Source organism: Alphaproteobacteria bacterium LSUCC0684 (genome assembly GCA_041228335.1).
Taxonomy (GTDB): domain Bacteria; phylum Pseudomonadota; class Alphaproteobacteria; order Puniceispirillales; family UBA1172.
Genome location: CP166130.1, coordinates 541,856 through 564,051 on the forward strand (window position 1 = coordinate 541,856; position 22,196 = coordinate 564,051).

Below are 22,196 nucleotides of genomic sequence, written 5' to 3' on the forward strand. Positions count from 1 at the left end.
AATGGGAAATTGCCAAGGCTGGATAAAAAAGTGTCGCTTTTTCAATGAGTTAGACTAAAACTTGAAGAAAATAGATTATGCTATTGAAAAGTAATGATAATTTAACATGTTCACCATATGTTCTCAACTTTTTCAAGGATTTAGGCTTTTGATGCCGCATTTCGGGCGTATCATGCCCTTCCATCTGTCTTCGGATCTGTCTTTGGAATATGTCCGGGGATTGCGGTAAAATGGATCAGATGGCCTGTAAGCCGGGTTCTGTCCCCGCCAAGGCGGGGGATGGCCATTCATCTGGGATGCGGATTGCCCCGCATCTCTAGCGACCTACCCGAACGTCGGGGCGAAACCTTCCCCTGAACCCGAAGGCCCGCACGTTCCTATATGGTCTTGCTCCCGGTGGGGTTTACCCTGCCAGTTCTGTTACCAGAACCGCGGTGCGCTCTTACCGCACCGTTTCACCCTTGCCATGCGTGCATGGCGGTCTGTTTTCTGTGGCACTTTCCCTGAGGTCGCCCTCGCCGGGGGTTACCCGGCACCGTGGTTCCGTGGAGCCCGGACTTTCCTCCAGCAGGCGTTGCCGCCGCCAGCGGCCATCCGGCCATCTGATCCATGCCCAAGACTGATCGCGGAGATGTTTTCTGTCAAGTCTCATGCACGGAGAGGCGCGCAGAAGGCAATCCCCAGGGGCCGCAAATGAGGGCAGAAGGTGATCACAGGAAAGTGATTTGCCACGGGCTTTGCCGGTCTTTTACAGTTCGACATCTTCTGTACCAGCAATTTTTGAGCCATCCATGACCACTTCATCCCCCACTTCGCCGCCGCCCGAAACATCTTTTGATATCAGCGATCAGGACAGGGCAAAACTCCTTGATCTCTTTCAGCAGCATGACCTGCTGGGCGGCACGCGCCTTGCCGAAAAGCTCAAGAAAACCCATCCGACATCGCTCGTTCTGCGGGTCACTCTCGGCATGGCGTATGATCTGCAGGAAAAGACAGACAAGTCGATTGCCAATTTCGAAGAGGCGCTGGCGCTGGCACCGGAGGCGGTCGACATCAAGCATAAACTGGCCATGGCGTATTTGAAGGCTCAGCGCCGTGCGGATGCAAACCGTCTCCTGAAGGACGCGCTGGGGTCAGCGCCGGACAATATCGAATTTCTGGGGATACTGGCCTCGAATGCGTTTGAGGCCGAGGATTTCGAGGAGAGTCTCAACTATCTCGAGCAGATCAGGGAGCTGGAGCCTGACCGGGTGGATATGCATATTTCCATCGGCCAGTGCCTTGTTGCGCTCGAACGAAACAAGGCCGGGATCGATGCCATCAAAAAGGCGGTCGAGCTTGACCCCGATTCCTTCCAGCCGCTGCTTGTTCTTGGAAAAACGCTGGTGGAATGCGGCAGGTCAAGAGACAGCGTTCCGCATCTGGAAAAAGCCTTTGAGATTGAGCCGCAAAACATGGAGGTCCTGTGCAGTCTCGCGACTGCCTACAAGGACACGTTCCGGATCGAGAAAGCCATCGATCTGCTTGAAAAAGCCGTGGCTGAGGCCGTCGAGGACGAGGAAAAGACAGAGGATGGCCCACCGGAAAGCAACATGCTCCGCCTGACGCTGGCAAACCTTTATTCCATCATGGGCCGAAGGGACGATGCTTTCGGGCATCTCACCCATGTCGTTGAAACCGACCCGGACAATACCGGTGCGCTCATCCAGCTGAGCCATCTTCCCGATCACTTCTCCCCTGACGAGATCCGCAAGAGGCTCGAGCAGATCTATCGCAAGCGCGCCGAGCACAGTTACGAAAAAAAGCGCAAGGTCATCACCGGTTTCGCCCTTGGCAACATCTACCGGGAGATGGGCGATACCGCAAAGGCGTTTCGCACGTTCAAGGCATCAGGTGCGCTGCAGAAGGAACTTAGCGGTTTCAACATCAGCAAGGCCGAAGAACAGTTTCGTGACCTGAAAGACGAATTCAGCCATATCACGCCCGAGCATTACGCGGCGAACACCAATCCCGGTGACCGGGAGATCATTTTCATCATCGGCATGCCGAGATCAGGGACCAGCCTGACCGAACAGATCATCTCATCCCACAGTCGCGTGCATGGCGCGGGTGAGCTCAATTTCATGAACGAAGAAACCGCCGAGCTGATGTATCTTCTGCCGAAACATCCGGAAGTGCAGCTCGAGCGCAAGGTTTTTGAATCGATCCGGCAGGCGTATCTCGGGCATCTCGAGGAGCTGAACACCGACAAGCGGATCATCACCGACAAGATGCCGCATAATTTTCTGCGGCTCGGGTTCATTCTCTGTGCCTTTCCCAAGGCCAAGATCATTCACCTCAACCGTGATCCGGTGGCGGTCTGCTGGTCATGTTTCTCGCGCTTCTTTCCGGCCCGGGGGATGAGTTTCACCTTTGATATCGAGGATCTGGGGCATTACCACAAACTCTATCTTGATCTGATGGAGTTCTGGCGGGAGAAATTCCCGGGCCGTATTTACGAGCTCGACTACAACCGGCTGACCCTCGAGCAGGAAGACGAAACCCGGCGGATTCTTGAATATTGCGGGCTGGATTGGGAGGATGCGTGCCTCGAGTTTCACCGCAACGAGCGCGGCGTGCTGACGGCAAGCCAGGATCAGGTGCGGCAGGAAATGTATCAGGGCAGTTCGGATGCGTGGAAAGAATACACCCATCACCTGAAGCCGATGCTCAAAATTTTCGATGCAGGCGGCGTCGAATACGGGAAGTGATGACCCCGGGGCCGGGGAGGCAGCGGCGGAAATGGTGCCGCTAGTCGCCGTCGATTTCCTGGCGGAGCAGTTCAAGTTCAAGCCACCGGTCTTCAAGCCTGGCCAGAAGGGTGCGTTCCTGCCGGACCTGTTCGGCAAGAAGGTTGAAGAGTTCGGCATTGCGGGCAAAAAGATCCGGATCGGCAAGTTTTGACTCTGCCGCCGCGATGGAGGTTTCAAGTCCGGCAATTTCCCCCGGCAGGGTTTCAAGCGCGTGTTTGTCCTTGAAGCTCAGCCGGGCGGTGCGGTTGGCGATGCGTTTTTCTTTCGGGGGCGATTTCGCCGGTTTGGTGCGTTTTCTCTCTTCATTGCGGGTACGGCGTGACAGGTAATCGCTGTAGCCGCCGGCATGGGGAATGATCCTTCCCTCGTCTTCGAACACCAGAAGAGCGGTCACGGTGCGGTCGATGAAATCACGATCATGGCTGATGATGAGGACCGTGCCGGTGTAATCGGCGATGACTTCCTGCAGAAGTTCAAGTGTCTCCATGTCCAGATCATTGGTTGGTTCATCCAGCACAAGGAAGTTGTGGTCTTCGGCAAAAAGACGGGCAAGCAGGAGCCGGTTCTGCTCGCCTCCGGAAAGTGTCCGTACCCGCTGGGTGACTTTGTACTCGTCAAAAAGGAAATCCTGCAGGTAGCGTTTGACATGAACAGATCTGCCGCCGATCTCAACGGTATCGCCGCCGCCGGGGCAGAGAACGCTCCACGGCGTATCCTCGCCATTGAGTGAAGCACGCTGCTGGTCGAAATAGGAGGTCATCAGCCCGAATCCCTCGCGGACGCGGCCGCTATCGGGGTTGATCAGCCCGAGCAGCGCCTTGACCAGGGTGGATTTCCCGATCCCGTTGGGGCCGATGATACCGATCCGGTCTCCTTTTCGCACCAGCCCGTTGAAATGATTGAGCAGCACGCGGCGATCCGCATCACCGGCCATGGCCTCCGGTTTCTGGCCGGGGCGGCTGGCCGGGACGGTGACGGTCAGGTCGATCGCTTCAAGCACCATCTGGCCGCCGGATTCAACGGCGGTTGTTTCCATCCTGGCATTGCGCCCGAGCGGTGCCGCAAGGCGGGCGCGTTCCATCCTCAGGGTTTCAAGCTCACGCATCCGGCCCATATTGCGTTTCCGCCGCGCCGATATACCCTCCCGGGACCAGCGGGTTTCGGCGGCAATGCGGCGGTCCATTTTGTAAAGACGGGTGGCTTCTTCGGCCTGGATGGCTTCGGCCCAGTCGTAAAAGCCGTCAAACGCCCCCTGACGCCGGCGCAGCACTCCATGCTCGATCCAGAGCGTGCCATTGCCGATCCGGCGCAGGAAGGCGCGATCGTGGCTGATAATCACCATCGCGCCGCTGCGTGCCAGCAGCATCTCTTCCATCCAGGTGATGGTGGGCAGGTCGAGATGGTTCGTGGGCTCGTCCATCAAGAGAACATCAGGCTCCTTGACCAGTGCCCGTGCCAGGGCAACCCTGCGGGCCTCACCCCCGGAAAGCCCGTCCGAAAGCCAGCCCGGATCAAGCCCCATGCGGGTGATCATCGCCTCCGCCCGGTGCGTCTCGGCAACATAATCACCATCAGATCCGGTGCCGTGCTGAACGATGGAGGCAAGCGACATGCCCCTTGGCAGGATCGGGGCCTGGGGCAGGTAGGAGACCGTCACCCCCGGGGCAACCCAGAGCGATCCTTCATCGGCTTCGCTCAACCCCGCCATCATCTTCATCAGGGTTGATTTGCCGGCCCCGTTGCGGCCCACCAGACAGAGCCGGTCACCGGCGGAGACCGTGACATCGGCATGGCGCAACAGCCACCTGTCCCCAAGATTGACCCCGAGATCGGCTACGCTAAGAAGGTTATCCGCCATGATCTAGCTCAACCCTCTCTCGCCGCGAATGGCATCATAGGCCCGGTTTATTTCAGCCAGCCGGTCGGTTGCGGCACGGATGAACTCCTCCGGCAGGCCTTCGGCCAGCAGGCGATCGGGATGATTTTCCCGTGCCAGCGCAATCCATGCCGGGCGGATGATCTCATCACCGCAATCCGGATCAAGGCCGAGAATATGATAGGGATTGCCCTTATTGCTGCCGTAAAACATGTTGAGCCGCGCAAAGCCTTTTTCATCATAGCCGAGAATGGCGGCAACCTCGGCAAGATAGAATTCTTCGCTCCGGATCAGTTCTCCATCGGCGCGGGCGATGTGAAACAACAGGCCCATGAGCTGATCCAGCACCGGTGAGCCGGGGCTGAACATTTCCGCCACCTGACGCGCGTAGCCATCAAAACCATCAGGGGTTTTCCGCGCCAGATCCCAAAGCCGACCGACATTTTCAATTTCCTCCGGCGGGATTTCCACCTTTTCCCGAAAGGCGAGAATTTCATCGCGGGTGACGTTGCCATCGGCCTTGGCCATCTTGGCGGAAAGGGCGATCAGCGCAATGGTGAACGCCACTTCCCGGGTGCTGTCCGGCTCAGTGCCGGTCTTGACGGCATAGGTATCGACGGCATGACCGGCAAGCGCGCCGATCAATCCGCCGATAGGGCCGCCCAGCGCGAAGCCGGCGGTGCCGCCGATGATCTTACCCCATATGCTCATGTCTTTCTAATTAAAGGCGTTGCCGCATTGCGGCAAGTGCCTAGCCGCGACAAACTTGATCTTGTCGACGGAGCGGAATGTGATTAGGGTTCTGCCATGATGACGGATATACCTTGCGCTGATATCTCGCTTGATCTGACCGGGCTCAAATGCCCGCTGCCGGTGCTGAAGGCGCGGCGGGCGATCAAGGACATGCAGAAGGGCGACACGCTCGAAGTGCTGGCCGATGATCCGGCAGCCTCGCTGGATTTTGCGCATTTCTGCGAAACCGGCCAACATGAGCTTCTTGAAACGAGCAAAACACCAAGGCCGGATGCCGAACCCTTGCTCCGGTTTCTGATCAGGGTCGGGGCGGGTTGAGGGCGCCGAGAAGCCGCTGATGGAGTTGCCGCGGGTCTTCCGCCGGCGACGCAAGGCCAAGTTCATGGAGTTTGTCAAAGAAGCCGCGGCCAGGCATGCCATGGGTGCGGCTGACCACGACGGCAGATCGCAGCGGTGCGCCCAGTAACGCGTCCCGTTCCATCAGGGTTTCAAGAAAGACGGTGAGTTTATGTATCCGGTGGGGGCCGGGAATAGCGGTTTGCCGGGCAAGTTCGGCATAGGTGATGGTTTTCCCGCCCGCTGCCAGTTCAGCGAGCCGCAATTCCACCCGGGTTTCCCATTCCGGTGGTGATGGTCCGGTCATGATATGCTCCCTTGCTCGCGATCAGGACTGGTATCCGGGCGCGCGGGTGGTATGATGCGGCATGGCTGTCTTGCGATCCATTCTGTTCAATATTCTCTTTTATGGGGCAACGGTGGTGATGTCTATTGTCGGCCTGCCGATATTGCTCCTGCCGGTGCGGTATCTCAAGCGATATCAGCATCTCTGGGCGGGGATACTTGTTTTCCTGCTTCGGCATGTCATGGGGATACGGCATCGCATTACCGGGCCGAAGCCTCATGGGCAGGTGATCTATGCCGCCAAGCACCAGTCAGCCTGGGAGACTATTGTCCTTTACAGGGAATTCGGCAGCCCGGCCCCGGTTCTCAAGCGGGAGCTCATATTCCTGCCGCTGATCGGGCTTTATTTCCTGCGGGTACCATCGGTGCCGATCAACCGCTCGGCCGGGCGCAATGCCCTGAAACAACTGATCTCGAGCGCCAGAAAGATTGCCGAAACCGGCAGCAGCGTGCTGATCTTCCCCCAGGGAACGCGGGTCGCGCCGGGGGCAAGCCATCCCTATCATGCCGGAACCTTTGCCATCTATCAGGCGACGGGCCTGCCGGTGGTGCCGGTCGCGCTCAATGCCGGGCTTGTCTGGCCGCGACGGGCGCTCCTGAAAAAGCCGGGGATGATCGAGGTCAGGTATCTTGAGGCTATCCCGCCCGGGCTGGATCGGCAGGCGTTCATGGCGCGGCTCGAAACCTCTATTGAGACCGCAACCAATGCCCTTGCCGGGATGCCCCCGGGGAAAATACCCGGCCCTGACCCTGATCAAGGGGATGCTGGCCAGAACAGGGCGGACAAGGTATAGTCAATCAAGGGAAGGAGGGCGGCACGGGCACATCCCCCGCCCAGGTCATTCCCCGCCCGGAGAAAGCTTTTCAGGAGCAGTGATATGGATGGATCTTTCGGCAAAGGCGAACGCCAGCGAAATGTGCTGGGCGGTGAACTTGCCTCATGCTCGGAGCGTCCGCTGACCGGATTTTACCGGACCGGATGCTGTGATACCGGCCCCGAAGATCAGGGCGTTCACACGGTCTGCGCCATCATGACCGAAGAGTTTCTGGCCTTCAGCAAGGCGGCGGGTAACGATCTTTCAACGCCGCGGCCTGAATTCGGGTTTGACGGGCTTGCCCCGGGTGATCGCTGGTGCCTGTGCGCGGCCAGATGGGAGCAGGCAAGACTGGCAGGCAAGGCCCCAAAAGTTGTTCTGCAGGCAACAAACATGGTGACCTTGAGGATCTGCGCGCTGGATGATCTCAAGGCCCATGCCATTGACCTTAACTGAAGGAGAGACGGATGCTTACCCTTGACCAGAAAGTCAGGATCAGCTGCACCGATACCGACGTGGAAGCTGACGGAATTATCGTACGGATCCGTCCAGAAGGGTTCGACGCTGCGCTCGGGGAGTTGATCATCAATTTCCGCAAACACCGGCCGGGTATCTATGTCGGCCAGCAATCAGGGATGGAATTCGTTGTCCGGACACGCTGAGCAATACCCGCCCAACAAGGCGGAGAGAGGGCCGGGGGAAACCCCTGAGATGCCCGGCGATGCCCGCCGCGCGGATCGCTGGATATGGGGCGTCTGGATAGCGGTTGCGCTGTTGTCGGTCGCCATTCTCCCTTTTGCGACAAGACTGGGTGAAGTCAGCCGCGCCATCGCCCGGTTCTGCGGATTTGCGCTCTAGCGCGTAAAGGCAAACACAAAAGAGAAAAGAGAGGCGGGATAGTGGAAAAAATCGAAGCGCTTCGCGATGCCGTTGACCGGATCCATGCCATCAGCCTGGGCGAGGAAGACGAGATCGCCCTGATGGCCACCATTGCAGCAGAGCTCTATCAATCGGTTGATGGGTATGACTGGGTCGGGTTTTACCGGGTCACGTCGCCGGGGATGCTCAAGATCGGCCCGTATCAGGGCGGGCATGGATGCCTGACCATTCCCTTTGACCGGGGCGTATGCGGGGCCGCCGCGCGCGCGAGGCGCATTCAACGCGTCGATGATGTCGAGGCGTTCCCCGGGCATATAGCCTGCGCCGTTTCCACCCGTTCGGAGATGGTGCTGCCGGTATATGATGCCGCGGGCGAGGTCATTGCCGTGCTTGACATTGACAGCGACCAGCCGGCGTTTTTCGATCAGGAAGATGAGGAAATTCTCGATCAGATGATCCGCCGTATTTTTGGCGGGGAAATCCGACCGGGCGGGTGAGCAACAAAGGATGCAGCAGGCAAAAAAAGAGGAAAGCATTTCGCTTTCCTCTTCCGTGATTGTGTTGCAGGACTGGTGACCTATCGTCCCTGGCCGAAGCTTTCGAGGCTGCCCAAAAGCCCAGTTCGAGACACGCCTGTTCCTGAACAAATTTCACGATCACTAGACATGGGATCACCTCCTTTCGATTGTTGACAATGACATGAGTATATGCCGCTTTCCCTGAAGCTGGAAAGACCGAATTTCACCTGCTCCTGAAAAGAAGGTATGGTGGCCTTCACTGGCTAATGGCCATGACCCATCGCGACAACAGGGGCGTTGAGGCGGATTTTACCTGCATGCTCGAAGACGAGGGAAAGCGGGGCGGTCTCACCTTTTTTCTTTCTTTGGGTGAGATCCATCAGCATCAGATGAAGGCCGCCCGCTTCAAGCGTGACGGTTTCGCCCGGCTTGATCTCTAGCGGCTCTCCAAGCGGGCGCATCCGCATGACATCGCCGCTCATCTCCATCCGGTGAATTTCAACCCGGCGCGCGATCTCTGTTTCAGCGCCAAGCAGGTACTCCGCCTGGCTGCCGGTATTCGTGATGGTGACATAGGCGGCGGTGACATTGGCGCCGGGAACCGCCATGCGGATGCGGGCGTCATCAAGCCTCAGCGGGCCATGCTCGATCGTCTCCGCCGCCGCAAGGCTTGTCACCATGGTGAAAATAAAGGTAATATATAGTAGCAGTCTGGTCATCAGGGCCCAACATGATGATTTGAGGGTTAATTATTCTTATCGAAGGGGCAGGAGAATTACAAGACAGCCAGCATCAGCAAGGAAGGTGAAAACATGCGGCATAACATCACAATTCTGGAATACTGCCCGTGCTACCTGGCGGCAGGCGGTTAGATCGCGGATCATTCACGTCTTGTGAGGAAATCTTTAGTGCCCAAATATACCAAAGCCGGAACCATCCCCATCCGCATGAAAGGCAGGCAGATCGAAGTCTGTTTTGTCACGTCCCGGTCAAGGCGGGCTGTTTTCGTGTTGCCAAAAGGAACGATCGGCAAAACCGAAAAGGCAAGCGAAACCGCGTTGCGTGAAACCTATGAGGAGGCGGGGGTCAAAGGCCGGATCCTGTGGCCGTGGAAGAACGGCAAGAGAAAAAAATCCATCAAGGCCAAGACCCGGGAATATCGCGCCAAATATTTCATTCTTCTTGTCGACACCATCCACAATCAATGGCCGGAGCGGCCATGTCGCAATCGCAAATGGCTCAATGCCATGGCATTGCGGCGCAAGAACACCACCAAGCGTGATCGAGATGTTATTCGCAGCATGCTCAAGCTCAACCTGAAAGACGCGATCAGCAAGGCTGTGGCGTCTTCCTCCGCGGCTTGAGGGAATCGGCGGCGTGCTGATCTCCTGATCCGCGATTCTCCATCTTCGGCGACGGAACCTGTTTTTTCTCCCGCAAAAAAAATCGAAGAGATACAATGCCATGGTATGTGCAGTGTCAGCGTGACATATTCCTGTAACAGTTTTCGGGATTCCTGCTCTTCACAGGTAATCCGTTCATATCCATGGAGTGCTGAACATGACCAATCTTGTCCCGCTCAAAACCGTTGCCATGACCTGTTCCATGTCCGTTGACGAGCTGCTTGATATCGCCAAGAGCAACGAGGCCAGATTATTTCGGATCGAAGGTACCATCCTCGTTGATCCGGAAGAGTTCGACTACCTCAACCAGGCAGAGGAAATTTTCATGCTCAGCGCGGATCAGGTGAAATCCCCGGTGCTGCGGATGCCGGCAAGAGGCTGATCCCGGCCAGGATATCCCCGGGCGGGCACGAAACAGCCTCCCCTGAGATGAATTTGCTTGGAGCCGCATAAATTCCGTGGAAGACTGCGCTATGTCCGGGGAGACCGGCGAGATGGCAGAGTGGAGAGCGGTGCAGTATGGCAAGTATCACGTTGCTCGATGGCGGGCTTGGTCAGGAAATCCAGAAGAAAACAGGGGCGAGCGCCCACCCGCTCTGGTCGGTCAAGGTGATGATGGAGCAGCCTTCCATCGTCTCGGACGTGCATCGTGAATTTATCGCCGCTGGGGCCGATGCGATCGCGGTCAATACCTATACCGCAACGCCGCAGCGTCTTGCCGCCAATGGCCACCCTGACTGGTTCGAGCCGGCCCAGAAGATGGCGCTTGATCTTGCGGCCCAGGCCCGCGACGCGGCAGGACGGGTGGTGCATATCTGTGGTTGCCTGCCGCCGCTGGTGGCAAGTTACCGCGCCGATAAGAGCCTTGACTATACCGCTTCGCTCGAAAGTTTCAGGTCTATTGTCGCGATTGAAAAGGACCGGGTGGATGTGTTTTTCATCGAGACCATGGCCAAGATCAGCGAAGCCGAAGCCGCCATCGATGCGGCGAAAGAATCCGGCAAGCCTGTCTTTGTCGGGTTCACCGTTGAAGATGATGATGGCAATCTGCTGCGGTCGGGCGAAAATCTGGCCGATGCGGTGGCCATGGTGCGGTCGCGTGACATTGCCGGTGTCATGGTCAATTGTTCCTATCCCGAGGCGGTGACGAGGGCCATGCCGGTGCTGGCGGATGCCGGGATACGTTTTGGCGGCTATGCCAACGGCTTCACGTCGATTGCGGCCCTCGATCCGGGGACAACGGTGGACCGGCTTCAGGCCCGCACGGATCTGACGCCGGAGATTTACGGAGATTTCGTGTTTTCATGGATCGAGGCAGGGGCGACTATTGTCGGGGGATGCTGTGAGGTCGGCCCCGGGCATATCCGCCATCTTCATGAACGCCTTGAAGCAGGTGGGTATACGCGTTGCCCCTTATAGGATATTTTTTCTTGAGACGAAGTGAGCAAAACCATGTCTATTCCGCAGGATCTCGATTACTGGATTGATGAAGAACGTCACCCGCTTTCCTCGCCGTCTTTTTGCGAGCAATGCCGTGAGGTGCTGGATCGTGAGGGCGTCCTGACCCTTGACGGATTCATCCGTCAGGACCGGCTCAAGGCCATGACTGAAGCTGCGGAAGAGAAGGCGCATCTCGCCTATTTCACCAGTTCCACCCATAATGTCTACCTCACCCCGCCGGACCCGGACCTGCCGGAAGATCATGTCTTCAACCGCCAGATCACGTCATCCAAGGGATGTATCACCACCGATCAGGTGCCGGCGGAAACAGGCCTGCATGTGATCTATAACGCCCCACAATTCAAGTCCTTCATTGCTCGCGTGGTGGGGCAGGAGGCGGTCTTTCCCTATGCGGATCCGTTGTCTTCGATCAACGTGCATTATGCCTCGCAAGGCCAGGAACTGGGCTGGCATTTCGATAATTCCTCCTTTGCCATCACGCTCCTGCTGCAGGCCCCTGAGGCGGGTGGAAGTTTCGAATATGTGCGCGACCTGCGCGACGCCGATGCAGGGGAGATGAACTTTGATGGGGTCGGGGCTGTTCTCGACGGGCAGATGCCTTCACGAAAGCTCAGGATTGATCCCGGCACGCTGGTGCTGTTCCGGGGGCGCAATGCCATCCATCGCGTCACCCCGACCGAAGGGAAGAGAACACGGATTCTGGTGGTGCTGGCGTATAACGATACCCCCGGTGTGGCGCTCTCGGAGACCGCGCGCATGACGTTTTACGGCCGTCTTGCCTGACCACAGGCGTCACGAGATTTCCCCCTTTCGCAACGCCTTTAGTGCCTGCGGCGTATCCGCGTCTTCCAGGATCAACGCATCATCGAGGCTGAGCGGGTTGAGGGCCGCGGGGTGACTTTCAAAAAGACCACGCGCGCCGATATCTCCCTTTTGTTCCTGCAGCTCATCAAAGAAGGACCGGCCCCAGATCACCGGGTTGCCGCGCTGGCCGTTGACCATGGGCAGGGTTATCCGGCTTGAGCGGTTTTCCGCCAGGGCGTGATGGGCGAGAAGTGCGTCGATCACGTTTGCGGTGATATAGGGCATGTCGCCGAGCAGAACCATCATGTCCGTGATGGTGCGGTCGATATTCTCCACCCCGCAGCGCAAGGACTGGCTCTGGCCGCTCTTGTAATCGGGATTGACGACAAGGCGAAGATCAAGCCCTTCGAGCGCCGCCGCCACGGCTTCGGCATCATGGCCGAGGATCACGAGGGTATCATCAAGACGGCTTTCCTTCATGGCCCGGGCGATGCGGCGGATCATCGGCTCACCATGGAAATCGGTAAGAAGCTTGTTCTGGTCTCCCATGCGGCGGGAGGCGCCTGCGGCCAGCAGAACACCCGCGATGCGCTGCGGTTTGACGGGCTCGCTGGCAAGCGAACGTGGCAGGGGGCGAGAGGCAATTTCCATCAGCAACCCGCCGGCGGCCATGTCGGCCAGTTCATCCCGATCGAGCGCAATCCCGGCCAGATGCAGTTGCAGCACCCAGTCAAGCCCGTTCAGTTTCGGTGACCGCGCGCATCCCGGCATGCCGATGACGGTGGCAGCACCGCTGCCAGAACCGAGATGCCCTAGCATCAGAAGATTGCCCGGATCAACCGCAAGCCCGAGGCGATCCACCACCCCGCCCGCGGCAACAAGCCCGGCCGGAATGACATCATCGCGGTCGGTGATGGCGGAAGCACCAGCGATGAGGATGAGCTCGGCGCCGCTGGAATGCGCTCTGCGTATTTCATTTTCAAGGTCGGTGATGCGGTGGCTTGTGATGCGGCTCTCCTGCATCACCGCGCCAAGCTGGCCAAGCCTCTGGCGTGTCACCTTCTCGGTTGCGGCAAAGATCCGGTCCGGCTGATGGGCAAAGCGGGTCTGGATAAGCCAGGCCTTTCCTGACCGAAGCGGATGAAAGGTGAAGGCGGGGGTTTCTTTCAGAATGGCTTCGACACGTTCAATCGCCCTGGCGCCGACAAAGAAGGGAATGATCTTGAGCGTCGCAATCATGCCATCGGCGGGCAGCAGCTGATTGTGCTGAACAAGGGCCAGGGTGATGGCTTCATCGACGGAATTGATCCGGCGGATCACCTCCCGGTTGTAGCGAACAATCCCCATGGCGGCGGCATGAAGGTTGACCCGCCCGGTGGCAGCGTTTCCGATGCGGATACCATTTCCGCCAAGATGCCGCGCCAGCCGTTCGGCGGCGGTATCTTCGGGGATATCCCCTGCCGCTTCTATCGCGCAGAGAACAGTTTCAACCCCGGCATCTTCAAGCTGCCTAAGATGGCTTTCCGTCAGGCGGGTGCCTTTGGCGATCCTGCCTTTTTGAGTCATCTGGCTGTGGGCGAGAACAGCCCCTGCCGCGCCGGAAACAGGGAGGGTCGAGAGGGCCATCAGTTCGAGCTTTCCAGCGCGCCGCGCCGCGCCGCAATCAGCTGGGCAAGCACGGAGACAGCAATTTCCGCAGGGGTTTCCGCCTTGATGGCAAAACCGGCAGGTCCGTGAATACGGGCCAGATCCGCTTCTTTGATGCCTGCATCCTCGAGCCGCTCAAGACGGGCCTTGTGGGTGCGCCTGCTGCCAAGGCAGGCAATGAAGAACACCGGATGCGGCAGGGCTGTCTTCAGCGCGGCATCGTCAATCTTCGGGTCATGGGTCAGGGTCACCAGCGCGGTTCCGGCGTCAAGCGGGTACTGGCCGAGGATGGTATCCGGCCAGTCGGCGATCAGCTCCACCCCGGGGAAACGCGCTTCTGTTGCAAAAGTCGTCCTCGGATCGATGACCTTGACATCGAAACCTGTCTGCATGGCCATGGGGGCAAGATGCTGGCTGATATGCACGGCCCCGATGATGAAAAGCCGGGGCCGGGCCTTGATCGTGAGCAGGAAGATCCGGCCGTCGTCAGACAAGGTGTTGGCGGCATGATCGGGGTCGCCCGCCGAAAGACGGCCATCGGCCATGCGGCATTCCAGATGAACCGGCTGCCGGGACCGAAGCGCGCTGGCGGCGGAGATGATGAGGCCGGGTTCCATCGCGTCTTTGGCACAGACCCAGATCACGATTGTCCCGCCGCAGGAAAGCCCGACCTGCCAGGCGGTTTCATCGGCAACGCCGAATTCAAGACGTTCCGTGCCCGCGTTCTGCATGGCGCGCATGCCGGCATCGATGACCGCACCTTCAACGCATCCGCCTGAAACCGAGCCTTCGATCAGCCCGTCATCGCGAATGATCATCAGGCTGCCAGGCTGGCGCGGGGATGACCCCCAGGTGCTGACCACCACCGCCAGCGCCAGATCATGTCCTGCCTGCTCCCAGGTCTCGGCTATTTGAAGTATGTGGTCATCTGCATAAGGCATCATCGGCCTGTCTCCGGAGATTTGTCGAGGGCGGCGCCGGCGAAATTTCCAGCAAGACGCGCAAGCTTCTGCCATGCCGCCAGATCTTTGTCCTGACTATCGGCCATCCCGGCAAGACCGGCAACCAGCTCTTCCATCGAGGCCAGTGAATGTATGGGCCTGAACGCATCAACATGCCCGAGCATGGACCGGATGGAAACACTTTTCGGGGCAAATTTCTCATACCGCAACAGGGGATTGAGCCAGATGAGCCGATGGCAGGATTTATGGAGACGCTCCATCTCCCAGGCAAGAGCGGGGTCATGCTCCCGATCAAGACCGTCGGTGATGAGCAGAACGATCGGCCCGCGCCCAAGCACCCGACGTGACCAGTGCTTGTTGAAATGCGCGATACTGGTGGCGATACGGGTGCCGCCCGACCAGTCATCGGCGGCGCCGGCAACGGATTTGAGGGCATCGTCGACGTCCCGATTGCGCAGCTGGCGGGTAATATTCGTCAATCTCGTGCCAAAGAGGAAGGAGGTCACCTGTCGGTGCTGATGCGTCAGGGTATGCAGGAAATGCAGAAAGATGCGGCTGTAATTTTCCATCGAGCCGGAAATATCAAGCAGGGCAACCAGGGGTCGGGATTGGCGCTGTCGGCGCACGGTTCTGGGCAGAACAAGCCCGCCATGGCGCCGGGCCGCCCGCAAACTCTGCTGCAACCCGATCCGGCTGCCGCGCGTATCCGGGACATGACGCCGTGCGAGTTTTTCCGGCAGATCGAGCCTGAGCTTCATGATCGCTGCCTCGGCCCGGTCGATTTCCTCTGCTGACATCATGCGGAAATCCATCGCCTTGAAGAGTTCCGTATCCGAGGCTGTGCCGCTGGCGTCGATCTCGAGCTCTTCGGTTTCATCCGGTTCAAGCGGGGCGGCAGGCGGGCTGCCAAGCGCTTCTTCAAGGCGGCGGAGCATCGGGTCTCCGGCCTCGTCGCTTTCAAAAGGAGATCGGATCTGCGGGATCAGCAGATTGCGGAGCCGTTCCTGGAACCTGGGATTCTGCCAGAAAAGAAAGAAGGCCTGCTCAAAAAGATGGAGGTCTTCCCGGCGTTTGACAAAACAGCTGCTCAAGGCATGGAAGAGATGGCTTTTCTTCGCGACGCCAACCAGCTGAACAGCTTCGATGGCATCAAGGGTTGCCGCCGGGCCGGGTTTCATCCCCACCGCCCGCAGGAGGCGCGCAAAAAGGATGATGTTTTGATCAAGTTTAGGCGCAGGTTCGGCGGGGGGCGAGGCGGTCGGCATTCTATCGGGCCTGCATGTTCGTTGCCAAGAGTTGAGACTGCACTTCCGACAGGATCCGGGCAGCTTCCGAGCCCTGGATGCGGCTGATATCGTCCTGATATTTCAATAAAACGCCCATGGTGCTGTCAATGGTCTGAGGGTCGAGGGCGACACAGTTGAGCTCCACCAGTGCCTGCGCCCAATCAAGGCTTTCCGCCACCCCGGGTGATTTGAAGAGATTCTCCTCCCGCAGGGCCTGCACAAACCGGACAACCTGCTGGCGCAGATTTTCGCCGGCTTCGGGGGCATGCCTTGCGAGGATCGCCGCTTCTGTTTCCAGCGAAGGATAATCAACCCAGTGATAGAAACAGCGGCGCTTGAGCGCATCATGTATTTCCCTCGTCCGGTTGGACGTGATGATGACAATCGGCGGCGTTGCGGCCCTGATGGTGCCCCGTTCCGGGATGGTGATCTGCCAATCGGAGAGAAGTTCAAGCAGAAAGGCCTCAAAGGCTTCATCGGCCCGGTCAATCTCATCGATCAGCAGAACCGGCGCACCGCGGTCATGCTGGCGCAGGGCCCTGAGGAGCGGGCGTTCGATCAGGAATTCATCGGTGAAAAGATCAGCTTCGGCCGTATCGCCGCGCTGGATCGAGATAAGCTGGCGGCCGTAATTCCACTCATAGGCGGCCTGGTGAATATCAAGCCCTTCATAGCATTGAAGACGGATCAGGTCGCGGCCAAGCACGGTGGCCAGCGTCTTGGCAATCTCGGTCTTGCCGACACCGGCTTCGCCTTCAAGAAAGAGCGGCCGTGATCGCGCCAGCGCCAGAAAAAGAGCGACGGCAGGACCTTCGGAAAGAATATATCCGGCCTTTTCAAGAGACGTGATGAGGTCCTGGGGTGAGCGGGGAATGTCCGGCATATTTCTATCCAATGATCTCAATCTTGAACAAAATCTAATACCTCAAAGGAGCCATTTTTATCTTTACAAACCCCTGAGGCTCTTACAATCTTTTTATAACAATTATAGAGATAAGGGAGAAGCAAATGCCCCAGATTAACCTCAAGGTTAATGGCAAGGAAGAACAGCGCACGGTGCCGGATAACACCCTGCTTGTCGACTTCCTGAGGGAGACATTGGGCCTGACCGGCACGCATGTGGGCTGTGATACAAGCCAGTGCGGTGCCTGCGTTGTGCATGTGGATGGTGTTTCGGTCAAATCCTGCACCATGCTTGCCGCCCAGGCCGATGGTTGCGACGTCACCACCATCGAAGGCATCGGGACCAGCGATAATCTGCACCCGATGCAGGAAGCGTTTCATGAGCATCATGGTCTGCAATGCGGCTTCTGTACGCCGGGCATGGTGATGAGCGCGATCGAATTTGTCTCCAAGAACAAAAACCCGAGCGAGGCGGAAATCCGCGATGCCCTGGAGGGCAATATATGTCGCTGTACCGGCTATCACAATATCGTGAAAGCCGTTCAGTCCGCCGCGCAGAAAATGGGAGGTTGAACATGCCAGAAGGTATTTCAAACGAAGGAATTGGTGCTTCTGTCCGCCGCAAGGAAGACAAGAAGTTTCTGACAGGAAAAGGCCGCTACACGGACGATATCAGCCGTCCGGGCCAGTTGCATGCGTATTTCATCCGCTCGGATGTTGCCCATGCCAATATCAACTCCATCGATACAAGCGCGGCGGCGAAAGCCGACGGCGTGGTCGCCATCTATACCGGTGACGATGTGGCCGCGGATGGTATCGGCGGGCCGATCTGCGGCTGGGTTGTGCCCAACCGCGACGGTACCTCCACCCATGAGCCGCCGCACCCGATCCTGGCCCAGGGCAAGGTGCGCTATGTTGGTGATCATGTGGTGGCGATTGTTGCGGAAACGCTGGAACAGGCCAAGTCGGCGGCGGAACTTGTCAAGATCAGCTATGAGGAACTGGCGCCGGTGGTGGATCTCGCCGCCGCATCTTCGGGGGCGCAGATTCACGACGGCATGGCCGAAAACAGGTATTTCGACTGGGAGCTGGGTGATGAGGCCGGAACGGAGGCGGCGCTCAACGCCGCGGCCCGGGTGATCAAGCTTACGGTCCGCAACAACCGGCTTATTCCCAACGCCATGGAACCACGTGCGGCGGTGGCTGAATATGATGATATTTCAGAAACCTACACGCTCTATACCACGTCACAGAACCCGCATCTGACGCGGCTGGTGATCGGGGCGTTCATGCTCAATATTCCGGAGTCCAAACTGCATGTCGTGGCGCCGGATGTGGGGGGTGGTTTCGGCTCGAAGATCTATGTCTACCCTGAAGAAGCGGTGTGCACCTGGGTCTGCAAAAAGCTCGGCCGTCCGGTGAAATGGACCGCGGACCGGACACAATCCTTCCTTTCGGATGCCCATGGACGTGACCATATCAACAATGTTCAGCTGGCGCTCGATGAGAATAACCGGATCACCGGGCTGAGGGTGGATACGCTCGCCAATCTCGGCGGCTATCTTTCCGCCTTTGCGGTGGTGACGCCAACCTATCTGCATGGCACGCTGCTTTCGGGGTGCTATGATATTCCGGTCATCTACACCAACGTCAAGGGGATGGCGACGACCACAGCGCCGGTCGATGCCTATCGCGGGGCCGGCCGTCCGGAAGCCACCTATCTTCTGGAACGGACCATGGATGCGGCGGCCCATGAAATCGGCATGGATCCGGCGGAATTCCGGCGGCTCAACTTCATTCCGAAGGACGCGTTCCCATATCAGACAGCGGTCGCGCTGCAATATGATACAGGGGATTACGAAGCACCGCTTGATCGCGCGCTTGAAATGATCGATTACAAGAATTTCGAGGCCCGCCGGGTGGAAGCGGCCAAGCGCGGGAAATATCGCGGGATCGGTCTTTCAAGCTATATCGAAGCCTGCGGCATTGCGCCTTCGGCGGTGGTCGGTGCGCTGGGTGGCCGTGTCGGCCTTTATGAATCCGCGGTTGTCCGGGTTGATCCGACGGGGACGGTCAATGTCTTCACCGGCACCCACAGCCACGGCCAGGGGCATGTCACCACCTTTGCCCAGATCGTCGCCGACAAACTGGGTATCCCGATCGGGAATGTGGAAATCATCCACGGAGATACGGACCGGATACCGTTTGGCATGGGCTCTTATGGCTCGCGCTCGCTGGCGGTGGGCGGTGCTGCCATCAGCAAGGCGGTCGACAAGGTGATCGAAAAAGGCAAGATCATCGCCGCTCATCTCCTCGAGGCTTCGGAAGCCGACATGGAATTCAGGGACGGGAAATTCACCGTTGCCGGAACCGATAATGAGAAAAGCTTTGGTGAAATCGCTCTTGCCGCCTATGTGCCGCATAACTACCCCATGGACCGGCTGGAACCGGGGCTGGAGGAGACGGCGTTCTATGACCCGCTCAACTTCACCTATCCGGCAGGCACCCATGTCGCCGAAGTGGAAATTGATCCGGCCACCGGCGTCGTCGAAGTCGTGGACTGGGCCTGCTGCGATGATTTCGGCAACCTTGTCAACCCGATGATTGTCGAAGGCCAGGTCCATGGCGGCATCGCCCAGGGGATCGGGCAGGCATTGCTTGAAAATGCTCATTACGATGAGCACGGGCAATTGCTGACCGCGTCCTACATGGATTACTGCATGCCGCGGGCGGATAACCTGCCTTCCTTCAAGGTGGATTACACCGTGACGCCCTGCACCCATAACGATCTCGGGGTGAAGGGATGCGGGGAGGCGGGGGCCATTGCCTCACCACCGGCACTGATCAATGCGGTCATCAATGCGCTGTCTCCTCTCGGGGTGACGGACATGTCCATGCCGGCAACACCGGAAAAGGTCTGGCGTGCGATCAACGACGCGCAAGCCAGCGCCGCCGAATAAGGGAGAAGACCATGTATGCAACAACCTATAAGAAAGCATCGAGTGTCGCAGAGGCGGTCAAGGCCGTCGCCGGGGCGGATGAAGGCAAGGTGCTGGCCGGCGGGATGACGCTGCTGCCAACGCTCAAGCAGAGACTGGCATCCAGTGACTGTCTGGTGGATCTGTCCGGATGCGGGCTTGACGGAATTACCGATACCGGGGATTCCATCCGCATCGGTGCCATGACCCGCCATGTCGAGGTCGAAACGTCCAGTGTCGTTGCCAAGGCAATTCCGGCGCTCGCCAGTCTTGCCGGCGGGATCGGTGACCGTCAGGTCAGAAACAGGGGCACCATCGGTGGGTCGGTTGCCAATAATGATCCGGCGGCCTGCTATCCTTCGGCGGTGCTGGCGCTCGGCGGAACGGTTCACACTTCATCACGTGATATTGCGGCCGAAGACTTCTTTGTCGACATGTTTGAAACCGCCCTTGATGAGGATGGAATCATCGAGGCGATCAGCCTGCCGAAGCCAGAAGCGGCCGCCTATGTCAAATTCCCCAACCCGGCATCACGTTATGCCATGGTCGGTGTCTTCGTTGCCCGATTTGCCGATGGCGTCAGGGTAGCGGTGACCGGCGCCGGACAGAACGGGGTGTTCCGCCATGCCGGGCTGGAGGAGGCGCTCAACGCCAATTTCAGCGCGGATGCGGTGGACGGGGTAAGCGTTTCCGCTGACGAGCTGATGAGTGATATTCACGCATCGGCGGATTACCGCGCCCATCTCATCGGTGAGATGACCCGCCGCGCGGTTTCGGCCTGCTGAACAAGGGCTGAAGAAAATCATGAAGAAAGCCAGTCACGGGCTGGCTTTCTTTGTTTGAATTGATGGAGTCCAGTCATGGAAATGAACGAAAGCCACGATTTGCCGGTGCCGATCGATGATGTATGGGCGGCGCTCAATAATGTGGAAATTCTGAAAGCCGCCATTCCCGGATGCCAGGAATTGACCCGGGAAAGCGAGACCGAACTTGCCGCCATCGTCAAGCTCAAGATCGGTCCTGTTTCGGCCACGTTCAAGGGCAATGTCGAGTTGAGCGAGATGAACCCGCCCCATAGTTATGTCATTTCCGGCAGCGGCAATGGCGGTGTTGCCGGCGGCGCCACGGGATCAGCCGCGGTCCGGCTTCTGTCCATTGATGACGGGAAAGGCACCCGGCTTTCCTATGATGTCAGCGCCAGCGTCAATGGCAAGATTGCCCAGCTTGGCTCACGCCTCATCGACAGCACGGCGAAGAAACTTGCTACAAGGTTTTTTGACAATTTCATCGCTGAACTGACGCCCGAGTCCTAGGCAAGATGCGCAGCTCCCAGGTCATTGAGGTAATCTCCTGCCATGCCGAAGGCGAGGTCGGGGACGTGATCATCGGCGGTGTGGCGCCGCCACCCGGGGAAACGCTCTGGGATCAGGCCCGATTTCTTTTGGAAGATGGCCGATTGCGCGGTTTCATGCTCCATGAGCCGAGGGGAGGCGTGTTCCGTCATGTAAATCTGCTGGTGCCGCCAAAGCATCCCGATGCCGATGCAGGCTTCATCATCATGGAACCTGAGCACAATCCGCCGATGTCGGGATCAAATTCCATCTGTGTTGCCACCGTTCTCTTGGATACGGGTATCGTGCCCATGACCGAACCTGTTACCGAACTGATGCTGGAGGCTCCCGGCGGGCTCGTGCATGTCCGCGCCGCTTGCAATGCGGGCAAGGCCGAAAGCATCACGGTGGAGAATCTGCCGAGTTTTGTTCAGGATCTTGACCGGGAACTTGAGGTGGAGGGGCTTGGCACCATCACGGTGGACACGGCTTTTGGCGGCGACAGTTTTGTCATTGTCGATGCCGCTGAACTCGGTGTTGATCTGGTGCCGGATGAGGCAAGGGCGCTCGCCCGGCTCGGGATGAAGATCACCCGGGCGGCCACGGAGCAGATCGGGTTTCATCATCCGCGCTATCCGGAATGGCGGCATTTCTCCTTCTGCCTTTTTGCCGGCCCTATCCGGCGTGAGGGCAAATCGCTCCATGCGCGTTCCGCCGTTGCCATTGAACCCGGCAAGATCGACCGCTCACCGACGGGGACCGCTGTCTCTGCCCGGATGGCTGTTCTGGCGGCACGAGGTGAGATGAACGAGGAAGACCAGTTTGAGGCAATTTCCATCATCGGTTCAAGATTTACGGGCAGGATCGCGGCAAGGGCGGAGATTGACGGGAAGCCCGCCATCATCCCGTCGATAACCGGGCGTGCCTGGATCACCGGAAGCCATCGGTATTTTCTTGATCCGGCCGATCCCTGGCCTGAAGGATACCGGCTTTCCGACACCTGGGGCGCAAGATGATGCGGCCATTGCCTGCGCGTTCATAAAAGAGATCAGTTGACATGTATCCGGGCATGCCGGAATGATGAGAAAACGGCTTTCTATTCAAGAG

At 58.5% G+C, this 22,196-nt stretch carries 24 protein-coding genes and 1 other RNA gene; 16 read left to right on the plus strand and 9 right to left on the minus strand.

The window, feature by feature from the left end; genetic code table 11:
* Positions 1-231 precede the first annotated feature (231 nt).
* An RNA gene (gene rnpB, locus AB8880_02505) (RNase P RNA component class A) lies at positions 232-606 on the minus strand.
* A gap of 185 nt (positions 607-791) precedes the next feature.
* Between rnpB and AB8880_02510 the strand changes: the two genes are divergently transcribed.
* On the plus strand, positions 792-2,750 hold the full coding sequence (locus AB8880_02510) for a sulfotransferase (GenBank protein ID XDZ66287.1): 1,959 nt from the start codon (positions 792-794) through the stop codon (positions 2,748-2,750).
* A gap of 40 nt (positions 2,751-2,790) precedes the next feature.
* Here AB8880_02510 and AB8880_02515 read toward each other — a convergent pair whose 3' ends face one another.
* On the minus strand, positions 2,791-4,650 hold the full coding sequence (locus AB8880_02515; protein XDZ66288.1) for an ABC-F family ATP-binding cassette domain-containing protein: 1,860 nt from the start codon (positions 4,648-4,650) through the stop codon (positions 2,791-2,793).
* A gap of 3 nt (positions 4,651-4,653) precedes the next feature.
* Positions 4,654-5,379, minus strand: coding sequence for a TerB family tellurite resistance protein (locus AB8880_02520; GenBank protein XDZ66289.1), 726 nt, complete (start codon positions 5,377-5,379; stop codon positions 4,654-4,656).
* 96 nt (positions 5,380-5,475) lie between these two features.
* Between AB8880_02520 and AB8880_02525 the strand changes: the two genes are divergently transcribed.
* A complete protein-coding gene (locus tag AB8880_02525; GenBank protein XDZ66290.1) occupies positions 5,476-5,739 on the plus strand; it encodes a sulfurtransferase TusA family protein in 264 nt (87 codons plus the stop codon).
* On the opposite strand, the gene AB8880_02530 is transcribed toward AB8880_02525, so the two are convergent.
* On the minus strand, positions 5,720-6,064 hold the full coding sequence (locus AB8880_02530; protein ID XDZ66291.1) for a hypothetical protein: 345 nt from the start codon (positions 6,062-6,064) through the stop codon (positions 5,720-5,722). The genes AB8880_02525 and AB8880_02530 overlap by 20 nt on opposite strands.
* A 61-nt stretch (positions 6,065-6,125) precedes the next feature.
* On the opposite strand from AB8880_02530, the gene AB8880_02535 reads away from it, so the two are divergent.
* The 5 genes from AB8880_02535 to AB8880_02555 all read left to right on the plus strand — a co-directional run bounded on the left by AB8880_02535 (position 6,126) and on the right by AB8880_02555 (position 8,293).
* Entirely contained in the window at positions 6,126-6,896 is a 771-nt protein-coding gene (locus AB8880_02535; protein XDZ66292.1) for a lysophospholipid acyltransferase family protein, read from the plus strand.
* An 84-nt stretch (positions 6,897-6,980) separates the two neighbouring features.
* On the plus strand, positions 6,981-7,373 hold the full coding sequence (locus AB8880_02540; GenBank protein XDZ66293.1) for a DUF2237 family protein: 393 nt from the start codon (positions 6,981-6,983) through the stop codon (positions 7,371-7,373).
* An 11-nt stretch (positions 7,374-7,384) separates the two neighbouring features.
* Positions 7,385-7,579 (plus strand): hypothetical protein, encoded by a 195-nt coding sequence (locus AB8880_02545; protein XDZ66294.1) that lies wholly within the window; start codon positions 7,385-7,387, stop codon positions 7,577-7,579.
* 49 nt (positions 7,580-7,628) lie between these two features.
* The gene (locus AB8880_02550) at positions 7,629-7,775 is read left to right on the plus strand and encodes a hypothetical protein (GenBank protein ID XDZ66295.1); all 147 of its coding nucleotides are present in this window, start codon (positions 7,629-7,631) and stop codon (positions 7,773-7,775) included.
* 41 nt (positions 7,776-7,816) lie between these two features.
* Positions 7,817-8,293 carry a GAF domain-containing protein gene (locus AB8880_02555; protein XDZ66296.1) on the plus strand — a complete coding sequence of 159 codons (477 nt, stop codon included), beginning with the start codon at positions 7,817-7,819 and terminating at the stop codon, positions 8,291-8,293.
* 284 nt (positions 8,294-8,577) lie between these two features.
* Here the strand turns inward: AB8880_02555 and AB8880_02560 are convergent, their stop codons facing one another.
* Positions 8,578-9,033, minus strand: coding sequence for a copper chaperone PCu(A)C (locus AB8880_02560; protein ID XDZ66297.1), 456 nt, complete (start codon positions 9,031-9,033; stop codon positions 8,578-8,580).
* Between the two features lie 189 nt (positions 9,034-9,222).
* Here AB8880_02560 and AB8880_02565 point away from each other — a divergent pair, with 189 nt between their 5' ends.
* From AB8880_02565 to AB8880_02580, 4 genes are all read left to right on the plus strand, one after another.
* A complete protein-coding gene (locus tag AB8880_02565; GenBank protein XDZ66298.1) occupies positions 9,223-9,678 on the plus strand; it encodes an NUDIX hydrolase in 456 nt (151 codons plus the stop codon).
* 196 nt (positions 9,679-9,874) lie between these two features.
* On the plus strand, positions 9,875-10,099 hold the full coding sequence (locus AB8880_02570) for a hypothetical protein (protein XDZ66299.1): 225 nt from the start codon (positions 9,875-9,877) through the stop codon (positions 10,097-10,099).
* A gap of 137 nt (positions 10,100-10,236) precedes the next feature.
* The gene (locus AB8880_02575) at positions 10,237-11,136 is read left to right on the plus strand and encodes a homocysteine S-methyltransferase family protein (protein ID XDZ66300.1); all 900 of its coding nucleotides are present in this window, start codon (positions 10,237-10,239) and stop codon (positions 11,134-11,136) included.
* A 33-nt stretch (positions 11,137-11,169) separates the two neighbouring features.
* On the plus strand, positions 11,170-11,961 hold the full coding sequence (locus tag AB8880_02580) for a 2OG-Fe(II) oxygenase (GenBank protein XDZ66301.1): 792 nt from the start codon (positions 11,170-11,172) through the stop codon (positions 11,959-11,961).
* A gap of 9 nt (positions 11,962-11,970) precedes the next feature.
* Here the strand turns inward: AB8880_02580 and AB8880_02585 are convergent, their stop codons facing one another.
* The 4 genes from AB8880_02585 to AB8880_02600 are packed head-to-tail and all read right to left on the minus strand — an operon-like array spanning position 11,971 to position 16,760.
* Positions 11,971-13,608 carry an NTP transferase domain-containing protein gene (locus tag AB8880_02585; GenBank protein XDZ66302.1) on the minus strand — a complete coding sequence of 546 codons (1,638 nt, stop codon included), beginning with the start codon at positions 13,606-13,608 and terminating at the stop codon, positions 11,971-11,973.
* A complete protein-coding gene (locus tag AB8880_02590; protein XDZ66303.1) occupies positions 13,608-14,573 on the minus strand; it encodes an XdhC family protein in 966 nt (321 codons plus the stop codon). The genes AB8880_02585 and AB8880_02590 overlap by 1 nt, the downstream gene beginning before the upstream one ends.
* On the minus strand, positions 14,570-15,856 hold the full coding sequence (locus AB8880_02595; GenBank protein XDZ66304.1) for a VWA domain-containing protein: 1,287 nt from the start codon (positions 15,854-15,856) through the stop codon (positions 14,570-14,572). The genes AB8880_02590 and AB8880_02595 overlap by 4 nt, the downstream gene beginning before the upstream one ends.
* Before the next feature lies 1 nt (position 15,857).
* On the minus strand, positions 15,858-16,760 hold the full coding sequence (locus AB8880_02600; protein ID XDZ66305.1) for an AAA family ATPase: 903 nt from the start codon (positions 16,758-16,760) through the stop codon (positions 15,858-15,860).
* A gap of 125 nt (positions 16,761-16,885) precedes the next feature.
* Here AB8880_02600 and AB8880_02605 point away from each other — a divergent pair, with 125 nt between their 5' ends.
* The 5 genes from AB8880_02605 to AB8880_02625 all read left to right on the plus strand — a co-directional run bounded on the left by AB8880_02605 (position 16,886) and on the right by AB8880_02625 (position 22,105).
* Positions 16,886-17,353, plus strand: a complete 468-nt coding sequence (locus tag AB8880_02605; protein XDZ66306.1) for a (2Fe-2S)-binding protein — start codon at positions 16,886-16,888, stop codon at positions 17,351-17,353.
* A gap of 2 nt (positions 17,354-17,355) precedes the next feature.
* Positions 17,356-19,740: a xanthine dehydrogenase family protein molybdopterin-binding subunit gene (locus tag AB8880_02610; GenBank protein ID XDZ66307.1), complete on the plus strand. Its 2,385-nt coding sequence runs from the start codon at positions 17,356-17,358 to the stop codon at positions 19,738-19,740.
* A gap of 11 nt (positions 19,741-19,751) precedes the next feature.
* A complete protein-coding gene (locus AB8880_02615; GenBank protein ID XDZ66308.1) occupies positions 19,752-20,543 on the plus strand; it encodes a xanthine dehydrogenase family protein subunit M in 792 nt (263 codons plus the stop codon).
* A 75-nt stretch (positions 20,544-20,618) separates the two neighbouring features.
* Positions 20,619-21,071, plus strand: coding sequence for a CoxG family protein (locus tag AB8880_02620; protein ID XDZ66309.1), 453 nt, complete (start codon positions 20,619-20,621; stop codon positions 21,069-21,071).
* A gap of 5 nt (positions 21,072-21,076) precedes the next feature.
* Positions 21,077-22,105, plus strand: a complete 1,029-nt coding sequence (locus tag AB8880_02625; GenBank protein ID XDZ66310.1) for a proline racemase family protein — start codon at positions 21,077-21,079, stop codon at positions 22,103-22,105.
* The last annotated feature ends 91 nt before the right edge of the window (positions 22,106-22,196 follow it).

Bases quoted from the DNA above. Each gene is read 5' to 3' on its own strand.
- AB8880_02510 (XDZ66287.1), top strand. From the start codon at position 792: ATGACCACTTCATCCCCCACTTCGCCGCCGCCCGAAACATCTTTTGAT.
- AB8880_02515 (XDZ66288.1), bottom strand. From the start codon at position 4,650: ATGGCGGATAACCTTCTTAGCGTAGCCGATCTCGGGGTCAATCTTGGG.
- AB8880_02520 (XDZ66289.1), bottom strand. From the start codon at position 5,379: ATGAGCATATGGGGTAAGATCATCGGCGGCACCGCCGGCTTCGCGCTG.
- AB8880_02525 (XDZ66290.1), top strand. From the start codon at position 5,476: ATGATGACGGATATACCTTGCGCTGATATCTCGCTTGATCTGACCGGG.
- AB8880_02530 (XDZ66291.1), bottom strand. From the start codon at position 6,064: ATGACCGGACCATCACCACCGGAATGGGAAACCCGGGTGGAATTGCGG.
- AB8880_02535 (XDZ66292.1), top strand. From the start codon at position 6,126: ATGGCTGTCTTGCGATCCATTCTGTTCAATATTCTCTTTTATGGGGCA.
- AB8880_02540 (XDZ66293.1), top strand. From the start codon at position 6,981: ATGGATGGATCTTTCGGCAAAGGCGAACGCCAGCGAAATGTGCTGGGC.
- AB8880_02545 (XDZ66294.1), top strand. From the start codon at position 7,385: ATGCTTACCCTTGACCAGAAAGTCAGGATCAGCTGCACCGATACCGAC.
- AB8880_02550 (XDZ66295.1), top strand. From the start codon at position 7,629: ATGCCCGGCGATGCCCGCCGCGCGGATCGCTGGATATGGGGCGTCTGG.
- AB8880_02560 (XDZ66297.1), bottom strand. From the start codon at position 9,033: ATGACCAGACTGCTACTATATATTACCTTTATTTTCACCATGGTGACA.
- AB8880_02570 (XDZ66299.1), top strand. From the start codon at position 9,875: ATGACCAATCTTGTCCCGCTCAAAACCGTTGCCATGACCTGTTCCATG.
- AB8880_02575 (XDZ66300.1), top strand. From the start codon at position 10,237: ATGGCAAGTATCACGTTGCTCGATGGCGGGCTTGGTCAGGAAATCCAG.
- AB8880_02580 (XDZ66301.1), top strand. From the start codon at position 11,170: ATGTCTATTCCGCAGGATCTCGATTACTGGATTGATGAAGAACGTCAC.
- AB8880_02585 (XDZ66302.1), bottom strand. From the start codon at position 13,608: ATGGCCCTCTCGACCCTCCCTGTTTCCGGCGCGGCAGGGGCTGTTCTC.
- AB8880_02590 (XDZ66303.1), bottom strand. From the start codon at position 14,573: ATGATGCCTTATGCAGATGACCACATACTTCAAATAGCCGAGACCTGG.
- AB8880_02595 (XDZ66304.1), bottom strand. From the start codon at position 15,856: ATGCCGACCGCCTCGCCCCCCGCCGAACCTGCGCCTAAACTTGATCAA.
- AB8880_02600 (XDZ66305.1), bottom strand. From the start codon at position 16,760: ATGCCGGACATTCCCCGCTCACCCCAGGACCTCATCACGTCTCTTGAA.
- AB8880_02605 (XDZ66306.1), top strand. From the start codon at position 16,886: ATGCCCCAGATTAACCTCAAGGTTAATGGCAAGGAAGAACAGCGCACG.
- AB8880_02610 (XDZ66307.1), top strand. From the start codon at position 17,356: ATGCCAGAAGGTATTTCAAACGAAGGAATTGGTGCTTCTGTCCGCCGC.
- AB8880_02615 (XDZ66308.1), top strand. From the start codon at position 19,752: ATGTATGCAACAACCTATAAGAAAGCATCGAGTGTCGCAGAGGCGGTC.
- AB8880_02620 (XDZ66309.1), top strand. From the start codon at position 20,619: ATGGAAATGAACGAAAGCCACGATTTGCCGGTGCCGATCGATGATGTA.
- AB8880_02625 (XDZ66310.1), top strand. From the start codon at position 21,077: ATGCGCAGCTCCCAGGTCATTGAGGTAATCTCCTGCCATGCCGAAGGC.